Here is a 22,456-nt window from a genome sequence, read left to right as displayed (position 1 = left end):
AACCGCAGGACAGATAAAGAAAAATCGAGGGAGGAAAAACAGGTAAGAGGCGAGCCTTGTCTACGGCACTTGCGGGGAATGGCTGTGGCTGCTTCGTTCCCGACCTGACCAGATTGACCATGCCACAATGCGCAGGGGCCCGCCGACGAATATTTTACCAGTAATGACAGGCAGCCGCTGCGAAAATTGCGGCTACGCTGTCATTCCCGATGCTGCAGTTCTTTTCGACAAGGCGCGTCCGACACCCGACACTGGTCGCCCGCCTTCCTTGTTCGATTTCAAATACCCAACTGTTGCCAGATCTGATCGACGCGCTGCTTCACGTCGTCGCTCATCACGATCGGCGTGCCCCATTCGCGGCTGGTTTCGCCCGGCCACTTGTTCGTCGCATCGATGCCCATCTTGCTGCCGAGGCCGCTGACCGGCGAGGCGAAATCCAGATAGTCGATCGGCGTGTTGTCGACCAGCGTCGTATCGCGGGTCGGATCGACGCGCGTCGTGATCGCCCAGATCACTTCCTTCCAGTCACGGATATCGACATCCTCGTCGACCACGATGATGAACTTCGTATACATGAACTGGCGCAGGAAACTCCAGACGCCGAACATCACGCGCTTCGCATGGCCGGCGTAGGCCTTGCGCATCTGCACGACCGCCATCCGGTAGCTGCAGCCTTCCGGCGGCAGGTAGAAGTCTGTGATTTCCGGGAATTGCTTTTGCAACAAGGGCACGAACACTTCGTTCAGCGCCACGCCCAGCACAGCTGGTTCGTCCGGCGGCTTGCCTGTATACGTAGAGTGATAGATCGGGTCGCGCCGCATTGTGACGCGATCGATCGTGAAGACCGGGAAACTATCCTGCTCGTTGTAATAGCCGGTATGGTCGCCGTACGGCCCTTCCAGCGCATGCTCGTAGCCGGACGGATGGTTCGCGTCCGGATAGATATGGCCTTCCAGCACGATCTCTGCCGAAGCCGGCACCCGCAGTTCGCTGCCGATCGCCTTCGTCAGTTCGGTTCGGCTGCCGCGCAGCAGGCCGGCGAACTGGTATTCGGACAGGCTGTCCGGCACCGGCGTCACTGCACCCAGGATTGTTGCGGGATCGGCGCCGAGCGCGACCGCAACCGGGTAAGGCTGCCCCTTGTTAACAATAGTGTGCTCGCGAAAATCCAGCGCGCCGCCGCGATGCGCGAGCCAGCGCATGATGACCTTGTTGCGACCGATCACCTGTTGGCGATAGATGCCGAGGTTCTGGCGCTTCTTGTGCGGTCCCTTCGTAATCACCAGTCCCCATGTAATAAGAGGCGCAATGTCGCCCGGCCAGCAATGCTGGATCGGCAACTTCGACAGATCCACGTCGTTGCCTTCCCAGACGATGTCCTGGCACGGCGCGCCACGCTTCTCCTTCGGCGTCATGTCCCACAGCGACTTCACCAAGCCACCCAGGCCCAGCACATCCTTGAATCCCTTCGGCGGTTCCGGCTCCTTCAAGGCCGCCAGCAGATGACCGATGCGACGCAATTCGCCGATGTCGGATGCGCCCATTCCCAGTGCCACGCGTCGCGGCGTACCGAACAGATTGCCGAGCACGGGGATATTGTGCCCCGTCGGTTGCTCGAACAGCAGCGCCGGTCCCGCAGCGCGCAAAGTCCGGTCGCAAATCTCGGTCATCTCCAAATGCGGCGAAACAGGCACATTTATGCGCTTAAGTTCGCCCATTTGTTGCAATTGGGAAATGAAGTCGCGTAAATCCAAATATTTCATGTGTTTTTCACAGTGGCCGACTTCGGAACTAGTCATTGAAGTGAAAAGTCCAAGTCATTGATTTCATTTACTTTCGAGAAAAAATTAATAAAAAGTAAGACATAAAAGTTATTGAATTACATTTTTATAGTATTGACTCGATATAAACCGACTCCTACAATTCGCGCAGCTTGAAGAGCTGGCCCCGTATTGGAACACCAAATCCGGGATAAAGGAAACCGCTCTTCACTTCAAGTGGGACTTCGGGATCCCAACCAACCCAGGAGTGCTTCAAAGGCAATTCGCCTTCTCCCGAAGAAATGCAGTTGTTTGCTTTACCAGGGATGCCGCAGAGCATCGATAAGTAATCAACTCCGACGCTTGTTCATACGCGGGATGCGGTGACAGGCGATTTCTCTGATTCACGGCATGTTCAGGGTTCTACATTCAAGATTGTCTAGTGGAGCCCTTCACCTGCCGCGTCAATCCAGCAGGAGTTTTAAATGTTGAATCACATGACAACGGCGATGCGAAAGATCGCCAGCCAATCGGCACAAAAAACGATTGCGCGCTCGATTTCGATGCGCGAAACCACCAACCGCATGATTGTCGCGGCCAAGCACGGACTGATGGTCTTCGGACTGATCGCCCTCGGCATCGTGACGTTGATCTTCTTCAAGCCTGAAGTCGCCGACGAGCTGCAAGCGCTGTCGCCGTTCACGCCGGCCGTCGCTTCGACCGCATCGGACGAAATGCCGGCACTGGCCAATCTGATGGAAGAACCTGCCGCCGCCACGGTTTCGGCCGCGGCGACGCCGGATACGGTCGCACCGGCACCGATCAGCACCGCACCAAGCCCGATGCTCGGCACCGATGTCCAACAGAAGCGTGTCACGGAGTGGCTGTCCAAACGCTACCGCGTGGCCGGCGATGCAACGAACATGCTGGTTTCTGCCGCCTACCTGACGGCCAAGGAAATCAATCTGGACCCGCTGCTGATCCTGGCAGTGATGGCGATCGAATCGCGCTTCAACCCGTTCGCGGAAAGCCCGGTGGGCGCGCAGGGCCTGATGCAGGTCATGTCCAAGGTCCACCATGACAAGTTCGCCGACATGGGCGGCACGCAGGCAGCGCTGAACCCGGTCGCGAACATCCGCGTCGGCTCGATGATTCTGAAGGAATACGTTACGCGCGGCGGCTCGGTCGAAGCCGGCCTGAAACGCTATGTCGGCGCAGCCGAAATGGCGACCGATGCCGGTTACGGCGCCAAGGTGCTCGGCGAATACGATCGCCTGAAAGCCGTGGCTGCAGGCAAGCGCATTTCCATCTATGCCTCGATGGCCAGCCGCGTGACGCCGAAAGCTGCACCGGCTGAAGCCAAGGCACCGAGCATGATCGACGCCAAGACTGCCATGGAAGATCAGGCCGTCAAGCAACCGGCGAACGGCGGCGACAAGACCACCTCGCTGTAATCCGATGCCGAAACGATAAAAAAGGAGCCAATGGCTCCTTTTTTATTTGCCTCCGCCCCCGATTCAGGATCGGTCTCGCAGGAATTTCTCCAGCCGGGAAACCGCCTCGCACAGATTTTCCATCGACGTCGCATACGAAATGCGTACGTGGGTACGCGTAGTAGAAGGGCCGAAGTCCAGTCCCGGCACCATGACAACGCCTGCCTGCTCCAGCATCTCACGCGTGAAGCGATCGGCATCGTCCGACAATGCCGAGCAATCCGCGTATACATAGAAGGCGCCGTCCGGCATCACCGGCACACGGAATCCCAGGCGCAACAATTTCGGCACGATGTAATCGCGGCGGCGACGGAATTCATTCTTGCGTTCCTCATAGATCGTCAGCGCTTCGGGCGTGAAACAGGCCAGCCCCGCATGTTGCGCCACGCTCGAAGCGCAGATGAACAGGTTCTGCGCCAGCTTTTCGATCGGCGCGACCAGCCGCTCCGGCACCACCAGCCAGCCAAGCCGCCAGCCGGTCATGTTGAAATATTTGGAGAAGCTGTTGATGACGATCACGTCATCGCCCAGCGACAACGCCGAGAACGGCGCAGCATCGGCTTCGGCACCGTAATGCAGGCCATTGTAGATTTCGTCGACGATGGTAAAGCCGCCCCGCTCACGCACGGTTTCGACGATGCGGCGCAATTCCGCTTCCTCGATCGAGGTGCCGGTCGGATTGGACGGCGATGCCAGCAGCACGCCGCGTGCAGCGCTCGACCAGTTCTCGAGCACCATATCGGCCGACAACTGGAAACGATGTTCGGGACCGCTGGCGATCATCTTCGCCACGCCGTCGAAGGCAGCCACGAAGTGCCGGTTGCACGGATAGCAAGGATCGGACATCAGCACTTCCGCGCCTTTTTCCACCAGCGCCGCACACGCCAGCAGCAAGGCGGCCGAGGCCCCGGCCGTGACGACGATGCGCGACGGCGCGACATCGACCTGATAACAATCGCGGTAATACTTGGAAATTGCCTGCCGCAGTTCAGGCAGGCCGGTGGCCGACGTGTACTGCAGTTTGCCGTCCGCCATCGCGCGCGATGCGGCGTCGATCACGGGCTGCGGCGCCGTGAAATCCGGTTCGCCTATACCCATGTGGATGATGTGCCGCCCCTGCCGTTCCAGGTCGGCCGCCACCTTCGCCAGTTCCATCACGTGGAAAGGCGCGATATGTTCCAGACGAGCCGCCAGGCCGGCAAATTGTTCGGGCTGCAACATCAACAACTTCCTCAATGAAAATCGCCACCGGCAAGGCGGTGGCGAAGCAATCAACAATCATTACCCGGTCAATCAATCCGGTCGGTTCGTCAATCCGGCAAATCTAAATCGATCAACGCCAGCGATCAGGCGACATGCCCGATTAAATTGGCACCTCACTTACGGCCGGCATGCACCTCGGTCTCGCGTACCGACGCCGCGTACTTGTCCAATACGCCATTGACGTACTTGTGGCCGTCGATGCCGCCGAACGATTTGGTCAGTTCGACCGCTTCGTTGATGACAACTTTGTACGGAATCTCGATGTGATTCTTCAATTCATAGGCTCCGATCAGCAGTGCCGCATGTTCGATCGGCGACAGTTGTGAGATTTCGCGATCGATCAGCGGTGCCAGTCCGGCGCGCAGCTCATCGGCCTGACGCACGGCACCGTACAGCAACGCATCGAAATGCTCGATATCGGCCTTGTCGAAACCGTGCGCCTGACGGATGTGCAATTCGATGGCGCGGACTTCTTCATTATTCAGCAGCCACTGGTACAGGCCTTGCAGCGCGAATTCGCGCGCGCGATGGCGCGGCGTGCGGTTCTTGTTCGGGTTGGCGTGTTCGGATTTGGTATTCATGGACTAACCGGAAAATTCAGCGCTACGTAGATCGCAGCGGATAAAAGCAGGTAAATGATATTGGCAGCGCGATACTGTGCTGTGACGCTCGCGCCAAACCTGAAGCTGTTCGGCACCGACGCGGCAGACTTACTGCTCGTCGTCGGTTTCGTCGGCCAGTTCTTCCAGCGCGATCGTCAGGTTCGCCATCTCGACGGCGACGCGCGCCGCATCGGCACCCTTCTCTTCCATCCGGGCTTCAGCCTGTTCGTCGGTATCGGTCGTCAGCACCGCGTTGGCGACCGGGATGCCGAAATCGAGGCCGACGCGCGTGATGCCGGCACCGGATTCGTTCGACACCAGTTCGAAGTGATAGGTCTCGCCGCGAATCACCGCGCCGATCGCGATCAGTGCATCGAACTGCATGGTTTCGGCCATCTTGCGCAGCGCCAGCGGAATTTCCAGCGCGCCGGGCACCGTCACGTGCAGTACGTCCTCGTCTTCCACGCCCAGATGCTTGAGTTCGGCCAGGCAGGCAGCCAGCAGACCGTGGCAGACGTCTTCGTTGAACCGGGCCTGCACGATGCCGATGCGCAGGCCTTCGCCGTCCAGGTTCATTTCATAGGTGCCAACTGTCATGGTGATTCCTTCATGCGCTGCTGCGCTTTCGATTCCTGTATTGTGCCTGCGACTGCATGCACTGCGTTGATTTTTCTGTGAAATTCCGCCGAAGCGGAATGAGCGTTCAATTTTCCGGCGTTGCCTGATAACCCGTTACTTCGAGATTGAAGCCGGCCATCGACGGCATCTTGCGCGGATTGGCGAGCAGTTTCATCTTGCCGACCGACAGGCTGCGCAGAATCTGCGCGCCAATGCCGTAGGTGCGCAAATCCATGCGTGCGGCGCGTGGTTGCGGTTGTGATTGCGCATCCGGCTCGGACAGCGCAGCGAACTGGGAAAACAGTTCATCGGCCGATTCCTCGCAATTGAGCAGCACCAGCACACCGCGCTCGGCCTGCTTGATCGCTGCCATCGCCGACGCCAGATTCCACGAATGCGTGGTCGCCTTGGTTTCCAGCAGATCCAGCACGGACACCGGCTGATGCACGCGCACCAGCGTTTCGCGATCCGGCTGGATGTCACCATGCACCAGCGCCAGATGCGCACAACCGCTCGGCTTGTCGCGGTACAGCACGGTCCGGAAGCTGCCGTGCGCGGTTTCCATCGTGCGCTCGCCGATGCGATCGACGAAGCATTCGTTCTGGCTGCGGTAGTGGATCAGGTCGGCGATCGTGCCGATCTTCAATCCGTGCTCCTTGGCAAATTCGATCAGGTCCGGCAGGCGCGCCATCGTGCCGTCGTCCTTCATGATCTCGCAGATCACCGCCGCCGGCGTCAATCCGGCCAGCTCGGCAAAATCGCAACCGGCTTCGGTGTGGCCGGCGCGCATCAGCACGCCACCCTTCTGCGCCTTCAGCGGGAAGATGTGGCCGGGCTGCACGATGTCGGCCGGTTTTGCGTTCTTGGCAACGGCAGCCTGCACGGTACGCGCACGGTCGGCGGCGGAAATACCGGTGGTCACGCCTTCGGCCGCTTCGATCGATACCGTAAAGGCGGTACCGTAGGACGTGCCGTTGCGGGCGGTCATCATCGTCAGCGCAAGCTGGTCGCAGCGTTCTTCGGTCAGCGTCAGGCAGATCAGGCCGCGGCCGTACTTCGCCATGAAGTTGATCGCTTCCGGCGTGACGAAATCGGCGGCCAGCACCAGATCGCCCTCGTTCTCGCGATCTTCCTCGTCGACCAGGATGACCATCCGGCCGGCGCGCATTTCTTCGATGATTTCCTGGGTAGTTGAAATGGACATGTGGCTATCTCGTAACAGGCCCGCTATTTTAAAGGATTTGCACTGCGGCACGGCATTCCGCGCCAACTATCGCTCTGCATCGATTTACTTGCCCGCTTGTCACTGCCGCACACCGATCAATTCCTGACTGGCTTAGTCAGGATCAGGAAAATTTTCGTTTCCGCACGTTAATATTATCGCGACCGTCGACATATCGTCGTTTCAGCATACGAGCATCTTCTCGTCAAACACCCACGGAGTCCAGATCGATGCGCAATAACCAGCCCGTTACCAACAACGAATACGTCCTGAAAGACGGTACGTCACTCGTTTCGAAGACGGATACCAAGGGACGCATCATCTATTTCAATCCGGCCTTCGCCGAAACCAGCGGTTTTTCCGACAGTGAACTGATGGGCGCGCCGCACAATCTGGTGCGCCACCCGGACATGCCGGAAGAAGCCTTCGCCGATCTGTGGGAAACGCTGAAACAAGGCCATCCGTGGAACGCCATCATCAAGAACCGCCGCAAGAACGGCGATTTCTACTGGGTGCAGGCCAATGCCACACCCGTCCGCGAAAACGGCAAGGTCGTCGGCTATATGTCGGTACGCAACAAGGTCTCGCCTGAACAAATCCAGGAAGCTGCAGCACTGTACGCGCGCTTCAAATCCGGCAATGCCGGCAACATCCGCTTCAAGCGCGGCCAGATCGTCCCGACGGGCCTGGCCGGCTGCTTCGCCGCATTGCGCAATATCGGACTCGGCATGCGCATCGGCATCAGCATGATGATCCTGAACCTGCTGATCCTCGGCATGGGTGGCCTCTCCATCCTGAGCGCTGAACCGGACGAAGTGAATAACTTCGTCGTTGCAACCGCCATCGGCGTGCTGCTTACGCTGGGCGTCTGGTTCTTCCTGCATCAGGCTATCGTGGGGCCGTTGCGCACATTGATCGCCGGCGCCAACACGATGGCAGGCGGCGACCTGACTATTGCCTTCGATACCAAGCGGTCGGATGACATGGGCCAGTTGCAGAAGGCAATCCAGCAGATGAGCATCAATCTGCGCTCCGTCATCGGCGATGTCTGCACCAATGTCGCGTCGATCAATGTCGCCACCCGCGAAATCGCCAGCGGCAACATGGACCTTTCCGGCCGCACCGAAGCACAGGCTTCCAGCCTGGAAGAAACCGCATCGAGCATGGAAGAACTGGCTTCTACCGTCAAACAAACGGCTGACCACGCATCACAGGCGAACAGGCTGACGCTGTCGGCTTCGGAAGTCGCCGGCAAGGGCGGCAGCGCGGTGCAGAACGTCAGTACGACGATGAACGAAATCAGCACCTCGGCCAAGCGCATCGTCGACATCATCGGCCTGATCGACGGCATCGCCTTCCAGACCAATATCCTGGCGTTGAACGCTGCTGTCGAAGCCGCACGTGCGGGCGAACAGGGACGCGGCTTCGCCGTGGTCGCCGCCGAGGTCCGCAGCCTGGCGCAACGTTCGGCCGGTGCCGCCAAGGAAATCAAGGCGCTGATCGACGATTCGGTGCAAAAAGTTGAAACTGGCAATCAACTGGTCGGCAGCGCGATCGCCACGATGGACGAGATCGTCCAGTCGGTGCAACAGGTCACCGACATCATGAACGAGATCGCCACTGCTACCCGCGAACAGGGCAACGGTATCGATCAGGTCAACATGGCAGTCACGCAGATGGATGAAACCACGCAGCAGAATGCGGCGCTGGTGGAACAGTCAGCGGCAGCGGCCAAGAGTCTCGAAGAGCAAACGCTGCAATTGCTGCGCTCGATCTCGGTCTTCCGCACCGGTCGCGAGCAGGATGCGTACAACGGCCCGGCCATCGTCGATGCCAGCGTCAGTACGCGCCGCAAGATGCTGCCGCGTTAATTATCTACGCTGACTCTCTGCCTCAATTGTCTACGTTGATTTTTTGAGGCTGATTCTTCCTATCGACGTAGCGCGCGATAGTGCGCGACGGCGTCATCCAGCATCGGCATCATCGCCACGGCCAGCAAGGCAAAGGCAAACGGCAGCACCACGCTGAAGCCGATGTGCTTGAAGCCGAGCGCGCCGATGATGCCGCCGGCGAAGAACATCGTCAGGATGCCGATCAGCATCGCCAGTTTCGGCTTGCGCGCGCCCACGTAGCCCGGCGCATCCTTGCCGTGCGTACGGTTCCAGTACAGCATCCGGCCCAGTTCGATACCCAGGTCGGTAATCACGCCAGTCAGGTGCGTGGTGCGGATTTCCGCATTCGACATCTTGGACATGATCGCATTCTGCAATCCCATGATGAAACACAGCAGGATCACCGTCAGCGGCACCGTCACCGCCATGTAGATTTCGAGGTGTGCGCCGAGAAAACCGAACAGCAGCAGCAACACCGCTTCCGCCACCAGCGACAGCGCGTATTCCGCCTGCAGATCACGGTGCCGCGCCCAGTTGATCAGCACCGCCGTACAGGCGGCACCGGCGAGGAAGGAAAGAATGGAGCCCAGCCCGGCCAGCATCAGCAGCATGTTGCCGAGCACGAGATTGTCGGCCACCGAGGAAACGAAGCCGCTCATGTGCGACGTGTACTGATGAACGGCTAGGAAGCCGCCCGCATTGACTGCGCCGGCGATCAGCGCCAGGAAACCGCCGAGCTGCTTGTTTGCGCGCGGCGTCCGATGACGGCCGGACAGGCGGCGCATGAAATCCAATGGCATATTCCCCCCTTCCACACGATACGTGCCGAAGGGAATGATACGCCGGATACCTCAGGGAATCAGCACATGCGTGCCGCGCAGGAAGGGAATTACTTGTCGGAGAACTGCAGCATCCGCTCGACATAACGCGCGATCAGGTCCACTTCGAGATTGACCTTCGCGCCTTTCTGCAAATGCTTCAGCGTCGTCACTTGCACCGTATGTGGAATCAGGTTGACCGAGAACTCGCAGCCCGCCGCCGTATCACTCACGCTGTTCACTGTCAGCGACACGCCGTTGACGACGATTGATCCCTTGAAAGCCAGATAGCGCGCCAGCGATTTCGGTGCCTGAACGACCAGCAGCCACGATTCTCCCGCCGGTTCGAATTTCACGACCTCGCCCAGTCCGTCCACATGGCCGGATACCAAGTGGCCGCCGAGTCGTTCCGATAGCGTAACCGCCTTTTCCAGATTGACTTCGCCGAGACGATCCAGGCCGGACGTGCAGTTCAGGCTCTCGCGCGAGACGTCGACCTGGAAGCTGCGATCGGTTTTCGTCACCACCGTCATGCAGGCGCCGTTCAGCGTGATCGAATCGCCGAGCGCGACGTCGGCCAGCGGCAGCGTGCCGGCATCGACAGTCAGGCGATGGCCGGCCTGCACGTCGCCCAGCGGAGATATCTCGGTGATTTTGCCGATAGCGGCAACGATTCCTGTAAACATGGCGCGAAGATGAAAAAATGAATCGGGTGAAAAAAGTCAGGTGAAGCGGGCAAGGATACGCAAATCCGCGCCGATCTGCTTGATGTCGTGGAAAGCCAGCGTCTTCTTCTGCTGCAACGATTCCAGTGCCGGCAGATTGAACATGCGCTGTGCATCGCCCAGCAGCGACGGCGCCAGATAGACCAGCAGCTCGTCGGTGCAGCCTTCGCGGATCAGCGATCCGTTCAGCTTGAAGCCGGCTTCGACGTGCACTTCGTTGATCTGCCGCTTACCGAGTTCCTGCATCAGCGCCGGCAATTCGACCTTGCCGTCGGCGTTCGGCAACAGGATCACTTCATGCCCCGCATCGCGCAGCATCTTTTCCTTTTCCGGCTGCGGTTGCGCAGCGACGATCCAAGTGCCGCCACCTTCCAGCACGCGTGCATGCGGACTGATCTGCAGGCGACTATCAATGACGATACGGCGCGGCTGGCGCGGCGTATCGATGGCGCGCACCGTCAGTTGCGGATCGTCTTCGATGACGGTGCCGATGCCGGTCAGAATGGCACAGGCGCGCGCGCGCCAGTGATGGCCATCGGCACGCGCTTCGTCGCCGGTGATCCACTGGCTTTCGCCGTTGTGCAGCGCGGTCATGCCGTCCAGGCTGGCCGCTGTCTTCATCCGCACCCACGGCCGGCCGCGTTGCATGCGCGCAAAGAAACCGATGTTCATCTCGCGCGCTTCGTCTTCCAGAACGCCACTTGTAACCTGAATGCCGGCCGCTTCCAGCTTCGCGATGCCCTGCCCCGCCACCAGCGGATTCGGATCGGTAATCGCCACCACCACCCGCGCCACGCGGGAGCGAACCAGTGCATCGGCACAGGGTGGCGTACGGCCGAAATGGCTGCAGGGTTCCAGCGTCACGTAGACGGTCGCGCCGGCCACGTCGAACCCTTTGGCCGCCGCATCGTTCAAGGCCTGCACTTCCGCATGCGCCTGGCCGGCCGGCTGCGTGTAGCCGGCACCGATCAGGCGATCGTCCTTGACGATGACGCAGCCAACGCGCGGATTCGGCGTCGTCGTGAACATGCCCCTTGCTGCCAGTTCCAGCGCAAGGCGCATGCCTTGCACATCGCTATGAATTTCCACGTGATTCTTTTTTGGATGATGGATTGACGAGAAGCTGCCCGCATCAGCAACCGGCGGCAGACTGCGGATCGCAGACGCGCGGCCGACCAAGAAAATTGATGACGATCTTGCGCGATTGCGTGCCCAGTTCCAGCAGCCAGTGCCCCGATTGCGACGTATGCCGGCTGGCGTTGGTACGCGTGCGGCCGCTGCCGTTGAACGCGATATATTGTACTTTCGAATCGGTGAAGCGGGGCGTGATGCGCAGATCGCGATCGACCGGATCATGCATGAAAACGATAGTCTCGCCGGCGTCCGGATGCCGATTGCCGTTGGTATCGACGAAGATCACCCAACCATCGTTCCACGAATGACCGCCTCCCGCCGGTACCAGATCGACGCGCGTGCCGCGCTGTATCGCTTCCGAACGCGTCAGGTTGACGGCCATGAACAAGGCATTGGCCGCGGTCGTCAAGCGTTGACGCTGGATCAGCGACTGGAAAGATGGAATGGCGACGGCCAGCAGAATACCGACGATCGTCACGATTGCGATCAATTCGATGGCCGTAAAACCGGCAGTATGGCGATGGAGACGACAATTGTGCGACCGCATCTGCATCACCAGCAATGATCCGCATTGGCAGACTTGTTCCCTTCGCTGGTCAGCACCAGCGTGCCGCATGCGAGATCGCTGTAATCCGGATTGACGTTCTGCGTGCCGGGCACGGCCTTCAGCTTCACGCAATCGCGAATGTCTTTACCTTCGCACGCCTGCGCGCTGATTTCATACAGGCTGGCCTGCGGATTGTCGCCGGAATACCAGCGAAAACCCCGCGCCTCATCATTCGATGCTGCCGAGAAAACCAGATAGCGCGCATGCATCGAATAATAGCGCTCCTGCTGCTGCATAATTCGCATCAAGGCAGACTTGCCTTCGACGCGCTTGGTCTTTAGCACGGACTCCTGATAGGAAGGAAAGGCGATCGCCGCCAGGATCGCCATGACGATCAGTACGACCATCAGTTCGACCGCGGTAAAGCCATACATCCTCATCGTTCGCATCTTCGTCTCCTTATCTTTCACTACGCAATTCCTGCCAATCGATGATTTCCCGCCAGCTGAGACGGCCTGCCGTCGTCACCGCTTCAACGATCGTTTCGTCCGACGGCGCATTCGTATCCGAATTCGCTTTCTCCGCTTTTGTCCTTCTCAAACGCGTAACGACGCGTCGCTTACCGGTAGCATCGCGTTCACTCGTTTCGACCGGCATGACGAAAAACGGCGGCGGGATGCCTGGGAAACTCGCTTCTGACAAAACAGCATCGAAATGCGCCGAAACAGGAAGACCGGTTAGCGCATCAAGCAAATAGATGTGTCCGAGAGGAGGCACGCATGCCGATGAAGCTGGAATCAGCGTGCCGAACATGAGCTGCGTATCGAGCATGGTTGCCGATGCAATGCTGCGCTCGCCGGTGCGTTCCGATTGCGGGAAATCCAGATACCAGCCTCGCTTGCCGGCCGGCACGTACATCAAGGCTTCTCCGTCGACCGTGTATCGACCATCGCTGCCCTGCGGCTGCACAATCCGTGCGACCAACGCTCCGCGACCGTTGATCCGCGCACCATCGCGATCCCATATGGCGTAGAACGATTGCGGCGCATACGCACCGTGATCCAGATCGCGCCTTTCCAGATATTTGCCGGTGCCGAACAGCACCATGTAACCGCGCTCAGGCGCGAACACGATACGCGGCCGTTGCGTGATCGGCTGGCGATTGCCGGCGGCATCGCGCGCGACGAACAGCAACTGTGGAGATCGATCGTCCAGCACATTGCCGTCGAAATCGAATCGCCACAGATTGCCGAGCAAATCGCCCGCGTATGCGACGCTGGCCGAACCATCGGGCAATGTGCTCATCGCCAATTCGACGATACCGTTCGCGCGACTGGCATCGGATGTTGGCAATACAAACTTGAAATAGTTGGTGTCGGCTTGCCACGGCTCCGCCGCCGGCTTGTCCAGCGCCAGCAGGAACAGCGCCGCTTTACCTGCCGGCTTGAACCGCCCGTCGCCATCAGCAATGTGATTGTTGACTCCGCCCGGTACTACCGCGAAATAACGATACTGCGGCACGCCACGTGCAAGCCCTGTTCTGAATTTCGCGATAAGCGGCGTGCCGATCACATTGCCGATATCGGCATCGTCCGCATCGGTGAATTCCCACAGCACGTCGTTGCCATCAAAACTATCTGGCGTCGAAATATCGAGTGCGAAGACGCCTTGCGCACCTCTTCCGATGCCGGCCACCAGAACGTTGCGCCAGCGATCACCCGTCTGCACATCGCTGACCGCAATCCCGCCATCGATGGGCAGACCTTCCGCATTGCCGGCTTGCGTCAGCGACGGCAACCGATCGAAAACGGCACGCGGAAGGTAAGCGAACACCTCACTGCCATCTCTCGCGTCGAATGCATGAAGCATGCCGTCACTGGCGCCAGCATAAACAATCGAACGATAATCGTCCGTCGCGGCGAAAGACCGTCCGGCAACCACGGGAACACCATGCACGATCGCCGCCAGCAAGCGTTCCCGTACCGGAAACAGATTCGTCTCGCCCGTTCGCACGCCGCGCAGATACGCCAGCCGCTTTGCCCCCAGTCCGTCGTCGCTGCCGTCGACAGGCGAACGATTCAACGCAAGCCGCTGTTCCGCATCCAGCGATGCCCATTCAAACGGCATGCCGCGATGGCTGCCGCCTTCGCGGCTCGCGCTCCATAGCCTGCGTGCCGATGTACGGACATTCAGCAGCCCGCCGGCATCCCATTCGAATTCCGTCCGGCTGCTGGCCCATCGTTTCTTCAGACTGCCGGCTCCCGTTGCAGGACGATATCCGGTTTGATAGACGATCGCTGCCTCATCATCATTCGACTGTACGGAAGTCGTCTCCACCCAGTTGCCAGCCGTGGAGGACGGACACGACAGCCGATGCAAGGGCACGTTCTGCAGTTCGACCGACGGCAGCGCCGCGACTGCCGTCTTCAGCGTCAACGCAATCGTCATCGGAAGCAGCAACAGTAAGTTCTTCATCGACTTGCCTTGCGATAAACGGTCTGCAAGGCCACTTGCGTGGTTTCGCGAACGCCGAAACCAACGGCCGTGATCCGGTAAACGTGCTGCGTGTCATCAGCCGCAGCTCCCGATTTCCGATACGGCAGCACTTCGATGACGTAGCGCGGCAATCTGGCCGGCAGCGGCCCGACACCTGCCGGAAAGGTTTGTCCGGTGAATCGACCGTAAGGCACCGACTGCACCGATGCCATGTCGGCTATCAAGAAATCGGCGTAGCGCCATGCCGGCTCGTCTTCTCCCGCATATCCGCACACGCCGAGGAAGACATTGTTTTCACCGCTGGCGCAGCTTGCTTCGACCGTTTCCGTAAAACCTTCCACACCGCTTGCAGAAAACAGATGGCTACGGGAACGCAAGACATCGGGCGATGCTTCGATATCGGTTTCCGCATCGAGCAAGGCCGCTTCGGCAGCCTGGAAGGCGATCTGGCGATCGCGATTGTTGCGCGAAGATTTTTCACCCTGCAAGGCAATCTGCGATGCAGACACGCCCAGTAGCAGAACGACGATCAACAACAAGAGGACGATAATCAGCGTCGCGCCACATTCTCTCACCACTGCGCCGGCCGAAACAAAACCGTACGGTCCGCTCGTCATACGGCACCGCCGGCGACATCATTGCGCAACTGAATCGTCTGTTCGAATATTTTTCTGAGCCGGTTGCGTTCGACAGGTGGAATATCGCCTTCCCTCACAAGCGTCCCGCGATCTCTTTCTGCATACGTATTCGCGTATTCCGCGCCGAACAATTCATAGACGGCAGACAGATCGTCATCGCGCGCCGGCTGCGTGCCGCGCACCAGAATCGCGATACGAATCGAACGAATTTTCTTCCAGTGCGTCCTGCGCTGCAGATCCGCCGCACGCGCGACGGCATTCTCTCCACTCAGCGGCAATTGTCCATCCAGTGCATCGACCGCATCCGCATTCACGAACCGATCCGGCAGGCCATCGTCATCCGCGTCCACGCCGTACAGCACCTGAAAGGATTCGACGCCGCGCACGATGGCATCGGCATTCCATCCCGTTTGCGTTCGATACTTGCAGCGTAGTTCGGGCTCGCCCTTTGCATCCTCGCCGGCGAAGAAAATACTCCAGCCGCGTCCCGATTCGGCGTCGTCCGAGACGTCCGCCGCCGCAACCGGCAATCCTGCGCAATTGAGAATGGTGCCGTCCTGTTCATCCGTGCCGTCACCGAAGAAGCGCAATGCCAGCACATCGCTGCCGTTCACCACGCCTTTTGCCGAAGCACCATCCAGACCGGCAGCGGTTTTCTTCAACGTCATCGCATCCAGGCCGATGACGTTCGGCGTCGCCTCCTGCGTCATCGCTACCGGCAGCATGCGACTGTCTTCATGGCCGGCCTGACGTATCGCGCGCGTCAGAATCTCCATTGCGTAACGGCCGCTCTCCTGTACATGCGCCGTCTGATCCTGCACCGTGTAGCCGGCCTTGCTGGACAGCAGCAGGCCGGTTGCCGCCAACAAGACGAACAAACCCAACGCCATCGCAATCATCAGTTCGATCAGCGTGAGCCCGGATTGGGCCGGCGAGTAACGACGGATATTCATTCGGCGTAGGGCGCAACCAGCAATGCGATGCCGGGCGCATCGTTGCCGTCTTCATGCAGCAGCCGGCCATCGGCATGCCGTTCCCGCCAACCGATCTTGATGACGATAGATGCAATGGCATGGCCTTGCGCAGCCGTACACTCCCATCGGAACCGTTGACCGCCCTCGTCCCAGGGAGCTGCATCGCGGCAGATTCTGGTGCGTGCGCCCGGCAATGCCATCGTCAGGCGGCGTAGCCATTCGGCGATTTCGAATTGCGCCAACTCGTTCGCATCGCATTGCGCATCGATGCCATAACAACTGATCAAGGGAGCCGGCAAAGTCGCCGTCGCAGAGAAACGGTAATCGACATGCAGATAGGGATTGACGGCATCAGCACGCTTCATCTGTCCGACGTTGGCACGCATGACCTCGGCCATCTCGGCAGCCAGATGCAACGCACGTGTCTGGAAGGACGATTGCTGCGACGTACGCAAGGCGGCCAGTTGCATTCCTGCCGCACCGATCACGCCGACTGCCAGAACGAATACGGCAACCAGAACTTCAATCAGCGAAAAACCATTTTCTGTTGATGCCTGCATGTGGAAAATCTCCGGCAACGTCATGATGCAAGCCGTCATGCGCAACACAGTGCATCGCAGCGGCCAGGCCCATGCCGGACATACCGACAAAAAGCGTTGCGATTATTGCAATCACTTGCGCGTTTTCCAATCCCATCGATATGGGACGATCAAAACCAGAACTGAAATGGAACGAAATTGAATTTCGTCGCGCGATGCCAATCGACGATCGGGGCAACGGCAAGAAGGAGATGGAAGCGAAAGGAAGGATGCGTTCGAGAAAGGGAATCGAATCGGAATCGAAGCGAGATCGATGCAGAAAAGAAAAACGCCACGCGATTGCGTGGCGTTTTATTTGGCGTCCCCTAGGGGATTCGAACCCCTGTACTCACCGTGAAAGGGTGATGTCCTAGGCCTCTAGACGAAGGGGACAGAAAACTGTCCTTGTTACTGACCTACTGCATTTCGGTGGTGGAGATAAGCGGGATCGAACCGCTGACCTCTTGCATGCCATGCAAGCGCTCTCCCAGCTGAGCTATACCCCCTCGAGTGCAGAAGCGAGATTATGCAGATGTTTCTCGCTCTTGTAAATACCCTTTGGAAAAATTTCTCAAAGATATTTCCGGATGCGTGCCAACACCACGTTGCGATCGAACAAGGCGATGACGGCATCGATCGACGGCGTCTGCAACTGGCCGGTGATCAGCAGGCGCAACGGCATCGCCAGTTGCGGCATCTTCAGCTTGTGCGCAGCCAATGTCTCCTTCAACGCGGCGGACACGGCTTCCTTATTCCAGTCGATTGCTTGCAATTGATCCGCGAATTGCGCAAGCGCAGGCTTGATCGCATCGGTCACGTGTTGTGCCAGCAGATCGGCATCCGGCGCAGGCTGGCGATAGAACAGCATGGCAGCAACGGCCAATTCGTTGACCGTGTTGAAGCGGTCCTTCATCAGTGCGATCACCGCTGGCAACTCCGGCGCGCCGTCAAACTGCGCGCCGTGCTCGGACATCAGCGGACGCGCGATATCGGCAAGACGGCCGTTGTCGGCCTGCTTGATATAGTGATTGTTCAGCCAGTCGAATTTCTCGAAATTGAATTGCGCCGGCGATTTCGTCAGGTGATCAAGATCGAACCACTGAACGAATTGTTCGATCGAGAAGATTTCATCGTCGCCATGGCTCCAGCCCAGGCGCGCCAGATAGTTCAGCATCGCTTCCGGCAGATAGCCCTGCGCCGGATAGTCCATCACGCTGACGGCGCCGTGGCGCTTGGAGAGCTTCTGGCCGTCGGTGCCGTGAATCATCGGCAGATGGCCGTACTGCGGCAGTTCCGCACCGAGCGCGCGCAGGATGTTGATCTGGCGCGGCGTATTGTTGACGTGATCGTCACCGCGGATTACGTGCGTGATCTTCATGTCCCAGTCGTCGATGGCGACGCAGAAATTGTAGGTCGGCGTACCGTCGCTGCGCGCGATGATCAGATCGTCCATTTCGCGGTTGGCGATCGTGATCGTACCTTTGACGACGTCGTTCCACGTCACTTCACCGTCGAGCGGATTGCGGAAACGCACGACCGGCTTGCGGCCTTCCGGTATCGCCGGCAAAGTCTTGCCCTCTTCCGGACGCCAGGTGCCGTCGTAACGCGGCTTCTCGCCGATGGCACGCTGACGCTCGCGCATCGCCTCGACTTCTTCCGGCGTGCAATAGCAGTGATAGGCCGAGCCGACCGCCAGCATCTGCGCGATCACTTCGCGATAGCGATCCATGCGCTGCATCTGGTAGAACGGACCTTCGTCGTGCTGCAGGCCCAGCCAGTTCATGCCGTCGATGATGGCCTGCACCGCTTCCGGCGTCGAACGTTCAAGATCGGTATCCTCGATGCGCAGGATGAATTGGCCGCCGAAGTGGCGAGCATAAGCCCAGGAAAACAGCGCGGTGCGCGCGCCGCCAACGTGGAGATAGCCGGTCGGGCTGGGAGCAAAACGGGTACGAACGGTCATGAAATAAAAACGGCCTTGTTGCCAAAGCCGTCACTCAATACATTGGAAGTTCGTCATTTTAGCGTTTCACTAAACACTTGTTTAGAAAACTAAACCCGATGTTTAGTATTTCATTAAGATCGCCATCTCAATGAGGCCACCAACCGACGGCATCAGCACTGCTAAAATGTCGCCTTTCCCCGAAATTTCCGTCCAGCATCACCTTATGAGCAATTCCACGCCGCGCAAGCTGTTCATCACCACCGCCCTTCCCTACGCCAACGGCGCCTTCCACATCGGTCACATCATGGAGTACATCCAGGCCGACATCTGGGTCCGTTTCCAGCGCATGCAGGGCAACGAGGTGAATTTCGTCGGGGCCGACGATGCACACGGCGCGCCGATCATGATCGCGGCGGAAAAAGCCGGCCTGACGCCGCAGCAGTTCGTGGCGAACATCGCCGCCGGCCGCAAGCAGTATCTGGACGGTTTTCACATCACGTTCGACAACTGGCATTCGACCGACGGGCCGGAAAACCACGCGCTCGCCAAACAGATCTATCTGGACCTGAAGAAGAACGGCCTGATCAAGACGCGCACGATCGAGCAGTTCTACGATCCGGAAAAGAACATGTTCCTGCCGGATCGCTACATCAAGGGCCAGTGTCCGAAATGCGGCGCGCAGGACCAGTACGGCGACAACTGCGAAGTCTGCGGTGCCGTCTATGCGCCGACCGACCTGATCAATCCGTACTCGGCATTGACGGGAGCCACCCCGGTGCTGAAGCATTCGGATCACTTCTTCTTCATGCTGTCCGACCCACGCAGCGTGGCCTTCCTCGAGGAATGGATTTCCGGCAACGACGTCGACGGCAAGCCGCACCTGCAGCCGGAAGTCGCCAACAAGGTCAAGGAATGGTTCACCGTACGCGACAACATCGACGGCTCGACCAGCGAAGGCCTGAGCGACTGGGACATCTCGCGCGACGCGCCCTACTTCGGCATCGAAATTCCCGATGCGCCGGGCAAGTATTTCTACGTGTGGCTGGACGCGCCGGTCGGCTATCTGGCCTCGCTGAAAAACCTGCTCGACAAGCGCGGCGAGAGCTATGACACCTACATGGCCGATCCGAAACTGGAACAGGTTCACTTCATCGGCAAGGACATCGTCAATTTCCACACGCTGTTCTGGCCAGCGATGCTGCATTTCAGCGGCCGCAAGACGCCGAACAAGGTATTCGTGCACGGCTTCCTGACCGTCAACAACGGTGAGAAGATGAGCAAGAGCCGCGGCACCGGCCTCGATCCACTGAAATATCTGAGCCTGGGCATGAACCCGGAATGGCTGCGCTACTACCTTGCCAACAAGCTGAACGCGCGCAACGAGGACATCGACTTCAACCGCGAGGATTTCATCGCGCGGGTCAACAGCGATCTGGTCGGCAAGTACGTCAACATCGCCAGCCGCGCCGCCGGCTTCATCACGAAGAAATTCGACGGCCGCGTCGTCACCGACTGGGCGACCGCAGACGATGCCTTCATCGCGAAGCTGCGCAATGCCGCACCGGAGATTCAGTCGTTCTACGACCAGCGCGAATACGGCAAGGCCCTGCGCGCGATCATGGAGCTGTGCGACGCAATCAACGTCTACGTCGATGCCAACAAGCCGTGGGAGCTGGCAAAGGATCCGGCCAACAATGCAGTGCTGCAGCAGGTCTGCAGCCGCCTGCTGGAAGCTTTCCGTATTCTCACGATCTATCTGAAGCCGGTGCTGCCGAATGTCGCTCAACAAGTCGAAGCCTTGCTCAACATTGCGCCGCTGCAATGGAGCGACGTCGGCACGCCGTTACCGAACAATCATCAGGTCAATGCTTATGCGCACCTGATGACACGCGTCGAACCGAAAATGCTGGATGCGCTGTTCGAAATGCCGTCAGCCAATGCTGCGGCAAATACGGCAGACAATGCGGCGACCGCGGCAGCGACCGGCATCGAACCGCTGGCCGACGAAATCAAGATCGACGATTTCGCCAAGGTCGATCTGCGCATCGCGAAGATCGTCAACTGCGAACACGTCGAAGGTTCCGACAAACTGCTGCGCCTGACACTGGACGTCGGAGAAGGCCGCATGCGCAACGTCTTCTCCGGCATCAAGTCGGCCTACAAGCCGGAAGACCTGGTCGGCAAACTGACCGTGCTGGTCGCCAACCTTGCGCCGCGCAAGATGAAGTTCGGTGTCTCCGAAGGCATGGTGCTGGCCGCATCGGCCCCCGACGAGAAACAGAATCCGGGCATCTACATCCTGAATCCGTGGCCCGGTGCCGAACCGGGCATGCGCATCAGGTAAAGCGATAGCAAAACGCACCGTTCGCCATCATGCAGACCCAGATACGCGAAGCCACCCTGGAAGATGCGCAACTGATCGCCAGCCTGACGCGTGCGGCCTGGGCCAATCGCGTGGCCGTCACATCCGGCGGCCATCGCGAGACGGCAAGCAGGGTCAGCCAGCATCTTCTGCATGGCGGCGGCTTCATCCTGCTGGTCGACGGCGAACCGGTCGGCTCCGCGCGCTGGCTGCCGCGAGAGGACAATCCCGCGATCTGGGAAATGCTGCGCATCGGCGTGCTGCCGGCCTACCGCGGGCTGGACCTGTCGCAGCAATTGGTGGAGGCCATCATCCACCACGCCTACGTCAATGAAGTGGAAGAATTGCGGCTGGCGGTACGCCACGACCAGCCCCGCCTGCTCGATCTTTACGCAGCCTACGAATTCTGCGAGGCGCCCGAACTGGAATATGCGCACGCCAATCCGATGGACCCGCCGCCGACCGTCATGCGGCGCATCCTGAAGAACTGAGAACTACGGAACTGCCATCCAGCCATTGCGCGGCAATCAGCCGTGCAGTTCCTCGGATTCCGACATCCGCACGACGCGATTGCTGCCGCGGTCGAAATGCACGTTGAAGAATTTGTCCTCTCCCGGCGAAGCCTGATAGCGCCAGTCCCAGACCTCCTCATTCTTCAACGGAAACGTCACCACGGTACGCGGCTTGCCGAGCTTGCGGCGCACTTCGTCGCGCGTCATGCCGACCTCGACGGTGGCGAAATTCTCCGGCGTCAGCACCTGCCGCCAGTCGCGCATGGTGCCGCCGGCATCGATCTCGATCATGAAGGTGCGATGCCCTTCCGGGCCTTTCGGATATTCGAGCGTGCGCCCGCCGCCACCTTGCGGCCAGACTGCTTCCGGTTCGCCCATTGCCGCACGCACATCCGCTTCCGTGGAAACACCCTTCGTCAGTTTTTCCAGGCCGAAATCCTCGACTGGCCGGCAACCGAACATCAGCAAGCCGCACAACAGGCCGAAAACCGCACGCAGAAAGTTTTTCATGAAAGCTCCGCAGAATGAGACTGCCGTCAATTTGCCCGAATCGCTCTGCCATCGCAACCTGCCGGCTGGTCCGATTGGCGCAAAGACAAGGTAAAATAGCGGCTGTTTCCGTCCTGTTATCAAATCGACCATGTTCAGCAAACAGCACTATAACTATCAATCCGAAATCACCAAGTTCATCAACGAACTGAAGGAAAAAAACCCGAACCTGGAAGCCTCGCAACGCGCCGGCCGTGCGCTGCTGTGGGACAAGGCGCCGCTCGATCTGGAGCAAATGGAACGCAACAAGGCGTCGCGCGTCAAGCAACAGGCCTACGTCTACCAGAACAAAGTCCGCTGATTCGATGAGCGACGAGCGCAGCGGCGC

General features: G+C 59.3%; 21 protein-coding genes, 2 tRNA genes and 1 other RNA gene. 5 read left to right on the top strand and 19 right to left on the bottom strand.

Translation table 11 applies throughout. From position 1 onward, the window contains the following. Positions 1 to 45: 45 nt before the first annotated feature. Positions 46 to 144: signal recognition particle sRNA small type (ffs, locus tag ACO1VH_RS07360), an RNA gene on the bottom strand. Positions 145 to 278: 134 nt separating this feature from the next. Continuing rightward, entirely contained in the window at positions 279 to 1,763 is a 1,485-nt protein-coding gene (gene ubiD / locus ACO1VH_RS07355; protein WP_486243856.1) for a 4-hydroxy-3-polyprenylbenzoate decarboxylase, read from the bottom strand. A gap of 482 nt (positions 1,764 to 2,245) precedes the next feature. Between ubiD and ACO1VH_RS07350 the strand changes: the two genes are divergently transcribed. After that, entirely contained in the window at positions 2,246 to 3,214 is a 969-nt protein-coding gene (locus ACO1VH_RS07350) for a transglycosylase SLT domain-containing protein (RefSeq protein WP_486243855.1), read from the top strand. A gap of 63 nt (positions 3,215 to 3,277) precedes the next feature. Here ACO1VH_RS07350 and ACO1VH_RS07345 read toward each other — a convergent pair whose 3' ends face one another. The 4 genes from ACO1VH_RS07345 to ribBA form a co-directional block, all read right to left on the bottom strand. After that, positions 3,278 to 4,474, bottom strand: a complete 1,197-nt coding sequence (locus tag ACO1VH_RS07345; protein WP_486243854.1) for a pyridoxal phosphate-dependent aminotransferase — start codon at positions 4,472 to 4,474, stop codon at positions 3,278 to 3,280. A gap of 155 nt (positions 4,475 to 4,629) precedes the next feature. Next, on the bottom strand, positions 4,630 to 5,097 hold the full coding sequence (nusB, locus tag ACO1VH_RS07340; RefSeq protein WP_486243853.1) for a transcription antitermination factor NusB: 468 nt from the start codon (positions 5,095 to 5,097) through the stop codon (positions 4,630 to 4,632). A gap of 129 nt (positions 5,098 to 5,226) precedes the next feature. Further along, complete coding sequence (gene ribH, locus ACO1VH_RS07335) at positions 5,227 to 5,715, bottom strand: 6,7-dimethyl-8-ribityllumazine synthase (RefSeq protein ID WP_188420427.1); 489 nt, start codon at positions 5,713 to 5,715, stop codon at positions 5,227 to 5,229. 106 nt (positions 5,716 to 5,821) lie between these two features. Next, on the bottom strand, positions 5,822 to 6,940 hold the full coding sequence (gene ribBA, locus ACO1VH_RS07330; protein WP_486243852.1) for a bifunctional 3,4-dihydroxy-2-butanone-4-phosphate synthase/GTP cyclohydrolase II: 1,119 nt from the start codon (positions 6,938 to 6,940) through the stop codon (positions 5,822 to 5,824). A gap of 248 nt (positions 6,941 to 7,188) precedes the next feature. On the opposite strand from ribBA, the gene ACO1VH_RS07325 reads away from it, so the two are divergent. After that, positions 7,189 to 8,829, top strand: a complete 1,641-nt coding sequence (locus ACO1VH_RS07325) for a methyl-accepting chemotaxis protein (RefSeq protein WP_486243851.1) — start codon at positions 7,189 to 7,191, stop codon at positions 8,827 to 8,829. A gap of 59 nt (positions 8,830 to 8,888) precedes the next feature. On the opposite strand, the gene ACO1VH_RS07320 is transcribed toward ACO1VH_RS07325, so the two are convergent. From ACO1VH_RS07320 to gltX, 12 genes are all read right to left on the bottom strand, one after another. Continuing rightward, positions 8,889 to 9,650 carry a YoaK family protein gene (locus ACO1VH_RS07320; protein ID WP_486243850.1) on the bottom strand — a complete coding sequence of 254 codons (762 nt, stop codon included), beginning with the start codon at positions 9,648 to 9,650 and terminating at the stop codon, positions 8,889 to 8,891. Positions 9,651 to 9,739: 89 nt separating this feature from the next. Beyond that, the gene (locus tag ACO1VH_RS07315; protein ID WP_486243849.1) at positions 9,740 to 10,354 is read right to left on the bottom strand and encodes a riboflavin synthase; all 615 of its coding nucleotides are present in this window, start codon (positions 10,352 to 10,354) and stop codon (positions 9,740 to 9,742) included. Positions 10,355 to 10,390: 36 nt separating this feature from the next. After that, entirely contained in the window at positions 10,391 to 11,482 is a 1,092-nt protein-coding gene (gene ribD / locus ACO1VH_RS07310) for a bifunctional diaminohydroxyphosphoribosylaminopyrimidine deaminase/5-amino-6-(5-phosphoribosylamino)uracil reductase RibD (RefSeq protein ID WP_486243848.1), read from the bottom strand. A gap of 43 nt (positions 11,483 to 11,525) precedes the next feature. Beyond that, the gene (locus tag ACO1VH_RS07305) at positions 11,526 to 12,074 is read right to left on the bottom strand and encodes a GspH/FimT family pseudopilin (RefSeq protein WP_486243847.1); all 549 of its coding nucleotides are present in this window, start codon (positions 12,072 to 12,074) and stop codon (positions 11,526 to 11,528) included. Between the two features lie 5 nt (positions 12,075 to 12,079). Beyond that, positions 12,080 to 12,523: a type IV pilin protein gene (locus tag ACO1VH_RS07300; RefSeq protein ID WP_486243846.1), complete on the bottom strand. Its 444-nt coding sequence runs from the start codon at positions 12,521 to 12,523 to the stop codon at positions 12,080 to 12,082. Positions 12,524 to 12,533: 10 nt separating this feature from the next. Beyond that, positions 12,534 to 14,549 (bottom strand): pilus assembly protein, encoded by a 2,016-nt coding sequence (locus ACO1VH_RS07295; RefSeq protein ID WP_486243845.1) that lies wholly within the window; start codon positions 14,547 to 14,549, stop codon positions 12,534 to 12,536. Continuing rightward, entirely contained in the window at positions 14,546 to 15,187 is a 642-nt protein-coding gene (locus ACO1VH_RS07290) for a pilus assembly PilX family protein (protein WP_486243844.1), read from the bottom strand. Before ACO1VH_RS07290 ends, ACO1VH_RS07295 begins: the two co-directional genes overlap by 4 nt. Continuing rightward, positions 15,184 to 16,161 (bottom strand): PilW family protein, encoded by a 978-nt coding sequence (locus tag ACO1VH_RS07285; protein WP_486243843.1) that lies wholly within the window; start codon positions 16,159 to 16,161, stop codon positions 15,184 to 15,186. The genes ACO1VH_RS07290 and ACO1VH_RS07285 overlap by 4 nt, the downstream gene beginning before the upstream one ends. Continuing rightward, positions 16,158 to 16,742, bottom strand: a complete 585-nt coding sequence (pilV, locus tag ACO1VH_RS07280) for a type IV pilus modification protein PilV (RefSeq protein WP_486243842.1) — start codon at positions 16,740 to 16,742, stop codon at positions 16,158 to 16,160. The genes ACO1VH_RS07285 and pilV overlap by 4 nt, the downstream gene beginning before the upstream one ends. Positions 16,743 to 17,077: 335 nt before the next feature. Next, positions 17,078 to 17,153, bottom strand: a tRNA-Glu gene (locus ACO1VH_RS07275). A 37-nt stretch (positions 17,154 to 17,190) separates the two neighbouring features. Continuing rightward, a tRNA-Ala gene (locus tag ACO1VH_RS07270) sits at positions 17,191 to 17,266 on the bottom strand. 65 nt (positions 17,267 to 17,331) lie between these two features. After that, positions 17,332 to 18,723 (bottom strand): glutamate--tRNA ligase, encoded by a 1,392-nt coding sequence (gene gltX / locus ACO1VH_RS07265; RefSeq protein ID WP_486243841.1) that lies wholly within the window; start codon positions 18,721 to 18,723, stop codon positions 17,332 to 17,334. Positions 18,724 to 18,928: 205 nt separating this feature from the next. On the opposite strand from gltX, the gene metG reads away from it, so the two are divergent. Together metG and ACO1VH_RS07255 are read left to right on the top strand one after the other, a co-directional pair. Next, a complete protein-coding gene (gene metG, locus ACO1VH_RS07260) occupies positions 18,929 to 21,049 on the top strand; it encodes a methionine--tRNA ligase (RefSeq protein WP_486243840.1) in 2,121 nt (706 codons plus the stop codon). Positions 21,050 to 21,078: 29 nt separating this feature from the next. Continuing rightward, positions 21,079 to 21,558, top strand: a complete 480-nt coding sequence (locus ACO1VH_RS07255; RefSeq protein WP_486243839.1) for a GNAT family N-acetyltransferase — start codon at positions 21,079 to 21,081, stop codon at positions 21,556 to 21,558. 36 nt (positions 21,559 to 21,594) lie between these two features. Here ACO1VH_RS07255 and bamE read toward each other — a convergent pair whose 3' ends face one another. Then, positions 21,595 to 22,089, bottom strand: coding sequence for an outer membrane protein assembly factor BamE domain-containing protein (bamE, locus tag ACO1VH_RS07250; protein WP_486243838.1), 495 nt, complete (start codon positions 22,087 to 22,089; stop codon positions 21,595 to 21,597). Positions 22,090 to 22,219: 130 nt separating this feature from the next. Here bamE and ACO1VH_RS07245 point away from each other — a divergent pair, with 130 nt between their 5' ends. After that, a complete protein-coding gene (locus ACO1VH_RS07245; protein ID WP_486243837.1) occupies positions 22,220 to 22,429 on the top strand; it encodes a DUF3460 family protein in 210 nt (69 codons plus the stop codon). Positions 22,430 to 22,456: the final 27 nt, after the last annotated feature.

Source organism: Oxalicibacterium sp. (genome assembly GCF_057353965.1).
This window is presented reverse-complemented; position numbering and strand designations above follow the sequence as displayed.

Coding starts and splice junctions, on each gene's coding strand:
- ubiD (WP_486243856.1), bottom strand. CDS start 1,763: ATGAAATATTTGGATTTACGCGACTTCATTTCCCAATTGCAACAAATG.
- ACO1VH_RS07350 (WP_486243855.1), top strand. CDS start 2,246: ATGTTGAATCACATGACAACGGCGATGCGAAAGATCGCCAGCCAATCG.
- ACO1VH_RS07345 (WP_486243854.1), bottom strand. CDS start 4,474: ATGTTGCAGCCCGAACAATTTGCCGGCCTGGCGGCTCGTCTGGAACAT.
- nusB (WP_486243853.1), bottom strand. CDS start 5,097: ATGAATACCAAATCCGAACACGCCAACCCGAACAAGAACCGCACGCCG.
- ribH (WP_188420427.1), bottom strand. CDS start 5,715: ATGACAGTTGGCACCTATGAAATGAACCTGGACGGCGAAGGCCTGCGC.
- ribBA (WP_486243852.1), bottom strand. CDS start 6,940: ATGTCCATTTCAACTACCCAGGAAATCATCGAAGAAATGCGCGCCGGC.
- ACO1VH_RS07325 (WP_486243851.1), top strand. CDS start 7,189: ATGCGCAATAACCAGCCCGTTACCAACAACGAATACGTCCTGAAAGAC.
- ACO1VH_RS07320 (WP_486243850.1), bottom strand. CDS start 9,650: ATGCCATTGGATTTCATGCGCCGCCTGTCCGGCCGTCATCGGACGCCG.
- ACO1VH_RS07315 (WP_486243849.1), bottom strand. CDS start 10,354: ATGTTTACAGGAATCGTTGCCGCTATCGGCAAAATCACCGAGATATCT.
- ACO1VH_RS07305 (WP_486243847.1), bottom strand. CDS start 12,074: ATGCGGTCGCACAATTGTCGTCTCCATCGCCATACTGCCGGTTTTACG.
- ACO1VH_RS07300 (WP_486243846.1), bottom strand. CDS start 12,523: ATGCGAACGATGAGGATGTATGGCTTTACCGCGGTCGAACTGATGGTC.
- ACO1VH_RS07295 (WP_486243845.1), bottom strand. CDS start 14,549: ATGAAGAACTTACTGTTGCTGCTTCCGATGACGATTGCGTTGACGCTG.
- ACO1VH_RS07290 (WP_486243844.1), bottom strand. CDS start 15,187: ATGACGAGCGGACCGTACGGTTTTGTTTCGGCCGGCGCAGTGGTGAGA.
- ACO1VH_RS07285 (WP_486243843.1), bottom strand. CDS start 16,161: ATGAATATCCGTCGTTACTCGCCGGCCCAATCCGGGCTCACGCTGATC.
- pilV (WP_486243842.1), bottom strand. CDS start 16,742: ATGCAGGCATCAACAGAAAATGGTTTTTCGCTGATTGAAGTTCTGGTT.
- gltX (WP_486243841.1), bottom strand. CDS start 18,723: ATGACCGTTCGTACCCGTTTTGCTCCCAGCCCGACCGGCTATCTCCAC.
- metG (WP_486243840.1), top strand. CDS start 18,929: ATGAGCAATTCCACGCCGCGCAAGCTGTTCATCACCACCGCCCTTCCC.
- ACO1VH_RS07255 (WP_486243839.1), top strand. CDS start 21,079: ATGCAGACCCAGATACGCGAAGCCACCCTGGAAGATGCGCAACTGATC.
- bamE (WP_486243838.1), bottom strand. CDS start 22,089: ATGAAAAACTTTCTGCGTGCGGTTTTCGGCCTGTTGTGCGGCTTGCTG.
- ACO1VH_RS07245 (WP_486243837.1), top strand. CDS start 22,220: ATGTTCAGCAAACAGCACTATAACTATCAATCCGAAATCACCAAGTTC.